This window comes from Marinimicrobium agarilyticum DSM 16975 (assembly GCF_000423345.1).
GTDB lineage: Bacteria > Pseudomonadota > Gammaproteobacteria > Pseudomonadales > Cellvibrionaceae > Marinimicrobium > Marinimicrobium agarilyticum.
The window spans coordinates 1-3,969 of the sequence record NZ_AUHU01000025.1 but is presented as its reverse complement, the minus strand read 5'-3'; the positions used below and the strand labels follow the sequence as shown (position 1 = coordinate 3,969).

At 57.7% G+C, this 3,969-nt stretch carries 3 protein-coding genes; all 3 read left to right on the top strand.

Annotation, left to right across the window (positions count from 1 at the left end):
* Nucleotides 1-1,463 (top strand): glycosyl hydrolase 53 family protein (locus tag G547_RS22820; RefSeq protein ID WP_157209911.1); only part of this gene is annotated, 1,463 nt, incomplete at its 5' end.
* Between the two features lie 82 nt (nucleotides 1,464-1,545).
* Nucleotides 1,546-3,468, top strand: a complete 1,923-nt coding sequence (locus G547_RS22815; RefSeq protein ID WP_051235598.1) for a GDSL-type esterase/lipase family protein — start codon at nucleotides 1,546-1,548, stop codon at nucleotides 3,466-3,468.
* A gap of 148 nt (nucleotides 3,469-3,616) precedes the next feature.
* Nucleotides 3,617-3,969 (top strand): hypothetical protein (locus G547_RS21820; RefSeq protein WP_211224582.1); only part of this gene is annotated, 353 nt, incomplete at its 3' end.

Below are 3,969 nucleotides of genomic sequence, written 5' to 3'. Positions count from 1 at the left end.
GTATCGACGACGTCGTGTTTGAACGGGTCTCCGGTGGCGAGCCCACCACGGTCGTGATCGAGGAAGCGGCCGGCCTATGCGGCGTGGATGGCTCCGTCGACAGCGACCACTCGGGCTACAATGGCAGTGGTTTCGCCAACACCGACAACGCCACGGGCAACGGCGTTGACTGGACCGTCAATGTACCGAGCAGCGGCAACTATACGCTGGAGTGGCGCTACGCGAACGGCGGCTCGGCCAACCGGCCCGGTAACGTAATGATCAACGGCTCGAGCCAAGCCATGATGGATTTCCCCGCGACGGGTTCTTGGACCAGCTGGACGTCAGCGAGCGCGGAAGTTGTCTTGAGTGCTGGGGAGAATACGATCCGCCTGCAGGCGACCGCCAGCCCGGGGCTCGGCAATATCGATTCCTTGACCGTGACCGGCGACAGCCCGCAGGCGGTCGACTGCGGCGGCAGCAACCCACCGGATAATAGCGACATATTCCTGCCCGACTACATTATCGGTGCCGACGTCACCTGGCTCCTGGAACACGAGTATATCGGCCGGACCTTCAGCGACAATGGGCAGACCCAACCCCTTGAGACGATCCTGTCCAACCACGGCTTCAACTTTATTCGCATACGTACCTTTGTCTGTCCGGGATGCCCCGGAGGTTATGCTCACAACAACTATTCCGGTGCACCCGCCGATGAAGACTGGGCCGACACCGCGCATACTATCGAGTGGGCAAAGCGGGTCAAGGCCGAGGAAATGGGCATCTTCCTGAATTTCCACTTGAGTGATCTCTGGGCATCCATCGGTGAGCAGCACAGACCTTCGGCGTGGGAGGGCATGAGCGTCTCGCAAATGAGCTCAGCCTCTTACAATTACGCCAAGGGCGTGCTCGACCAGATGGTGGCGGAAGGCGTGAAGCCGGATATGGTCCAGTGTGGCAACGAGAACAACACGCACGTGTCGGGCTTCTCATTCAACGACTGGGCCGGCTTCTCCGGTATCATCAACGCCTGTTTCGACGCCGTGCGGGACACCGATCCCGATATCATCACGGTGGCCCATCACGGCCGGCCGCGCCCGGACGGTGACTTCGCTTCCTGGATCGACAGGTTGTTTGTTTGGGAAAATCCGACTATCGATGCGGACGTGATATGCGGTTCGACCTACGGCACCACCAACAACGGTGACGACTGGGAGGATATGTTTAATTACTCCATCGATACCACGGGTAAACCGGTGATGAGTTGCGAATACTCGGACAACCGCCGGGAGCTGGTCAATGACACCTTCCGGTTTGACCTGCCAAACGGCATGGGTTGGGGCGCCTTCCTTTGGGAGCCGCACGCCTTTGGCGACAGAAGGATTTTCTGGCTTGACGGCAACGTGTATAGAACCACCGAGTCCATGGACGCGTATGCCGACATCGCCCGGGAAGAGGGCCTTCCCGTACCTCACCAGCGGTAACTGTCAGTAAATTATTGTACGGACAAGAAAGTGGGCCCGCGCAAGCGGGCTCACTTTTCTCAGCCCTTACCGGAGGTACATTATGACTGCCTATATAGATGTAAGGTTTAGATTTTTTCAGAACTGGAAGTCGGCAATCTCTTTCGTGCTTTTCTCCACCTTGCTGACTGTCTCCTCCCATTCTTATGCGCAAAATCTGGTATCCAACCCCGGGTTTGAAAACGGCACCAGCGGTTGGACGCTGGACGACGATGCCGCGGCCCAGTACACCGAGCCCAGCGGTCGCAGTGGTGATCGCCTGACCCACTGGTCCTCAAGCGCGTCGTACACCGCCAACACCAACCAGACCATTTCGGGCCTGGCGAACGGTACCTACCGTCTGTCCGCTTACACCGTCGGCGGCGCAACGAGCGGCGCATGGCTCTGGGCCTACTGCGACGGAAGCTCCTATTCATCCACGATCCCCGCCGCAGGCTGGGGCAACTGGACTGAAGTGGCCGTCGAGGGCATTGAAGTGAGTGGCGGCAGCTGTCAGATCGGTATCACCACCGAGGACAGCGAGTGGACCAGTATCGACGACGTCGTATTTGAACGGGTGTCGGGCGGCGAGCCCACCACAGTCGTGATCGAGGAAGCGGACGGCCTATGCGGCGTGGATGGCTCCATCGACACCAACCACTCTGGCTTCAACGGCAGTGGTTTCGCCAACACCGACAACGCCACAGGCAACGGCGTGAACTGGACCGTCAATGTACCGAGCAGCGGCAACTATACGCTGGAGTGGCGCTATGCGAACGGTGGCTCGGCCAATCGACCCGGCGACGTTCGGGTGAACGGCTCAAGCCAAGCCATAGAGGGTTTTCCCTCCACCGGCTCCTGGACCAACTGGACGTCTGCCAGTGCAGAAATCGTCCTGAGGGCGGGTGAGAATTCCATTCGCTTGGAGGGCACCTCCGGCGCTGGGCTGGGCAACATCGACTCGCTGAGCGTGACTGGCGACAGCCCTCAAGCGCTGAGCTGCGGAGACAGCTCCGGTGACTGCGGCGAAGGCGATTCCGGTTCATCGTTTTCCTGTAACGGCGATCCGGCCGTCTGCCTGTTGGGAGGCGGTGTTGGTGACTACCGTGTGGCCATGGAGTTCGACGCTGGATACAACGGTGAACTCGAAGTGTTTGCCGAGTCACGGCGGCGAATGTATGCCTCCCCCCAGCAAAGCACCTCAGATGCCCGATGCGTGGAGTTTATGGTGAATGTTCGCGATCCGGAAGGCGAACCCTATCAATCCGATCATGGCACTGAAGGGCTGAACCTTCGTATTAGAGAAGGAAGCAATGCCCTGACCTCACTCACCTTTACCCCGGTGAACAATCCTAGAACTTTGTTTATTGCAGGGGACTCGACCGTATCCGATCAGAGCCCTCAACTGTTTGCCTCGCCAGCCTCTCGATATTCCGGGTGGGGGCAGTTTATTCCAGCCTATTTTAACGACGACATATCAGTTTCCAATTATGCCGACTCCGGGGAAGGCACCCAGGCCTTTCGGACCGACGGAGGCAGTCTGTGGAACAGGATAAACGCTCGCCTGAAAGCCGGTGACTGGGTGATGATTCAGCTGGGCCACAATGACAAGACCACTTCCGCATCGCTCTATCGCTCACGCATTACGAATATGGTCACGGCGATTCTCGACAGAGGGGCCACTCCAGTCCTGATCACTCCGATGATACGAAATACCGGCGACCCCCTATCCAATCAGCACATCTGGGGAAACCTGAACATTCGCAATGAGCTAATTGGTATCGCCAATGCGCATAATGTTCCACTAATCGATCTGATGAAACTTACCAGTGAGTGGGTCGAACGTATCGGTCGCTCTTCGGCACAAGCCTACTTTGTCGACAACGACAAGACGCACTCAAACGAAATGGGCGCGGAGCTGTTCGCTCAAATGATTGTTGATGAAATTCGCCGAAATAACATTGGCGCTATCAACTACTTGCGCTGATTCCTGGCGCGTTTCGTGAAGTAGTAGAGCCCGCCAACGCGGGCTCAATTATCATTCACTCTTAATCGGAGATCCAATTATGACTCTCGATATAAAGATAAGAGGTAGATGTCTGAAGAATTTGAAGCTCGCAACGCCTTTATTATTTTTGCCCACGTTGCTGGCTTTCTCTTCCCATTCTTATGCACAAAACCTGATCACCAATCCCGGGTTCGAGAACGGCACCAGCGGTTGGACGCTAGACGACGATGCCGCGGCCCAGTACACCGAGTCCAGCGGTCGCAGTGGCGATAGACTGACTCACTGGTCCTCCAGCGCGTCGTACACCGCCAACACCAACCAGACCATTTCGGGCCTGGCGAACGGCACCTACCGCCTGTCCGCTTACACCGTCGGTGGTGCCACCAGCGGCGCATGGCTCTGGGCCTACTGCGGCGGAAACTCCTATTCATCCACGATCCCCGCCGCAGGCTGGGGCAACTGGACTGAAGTGGCCGTCGA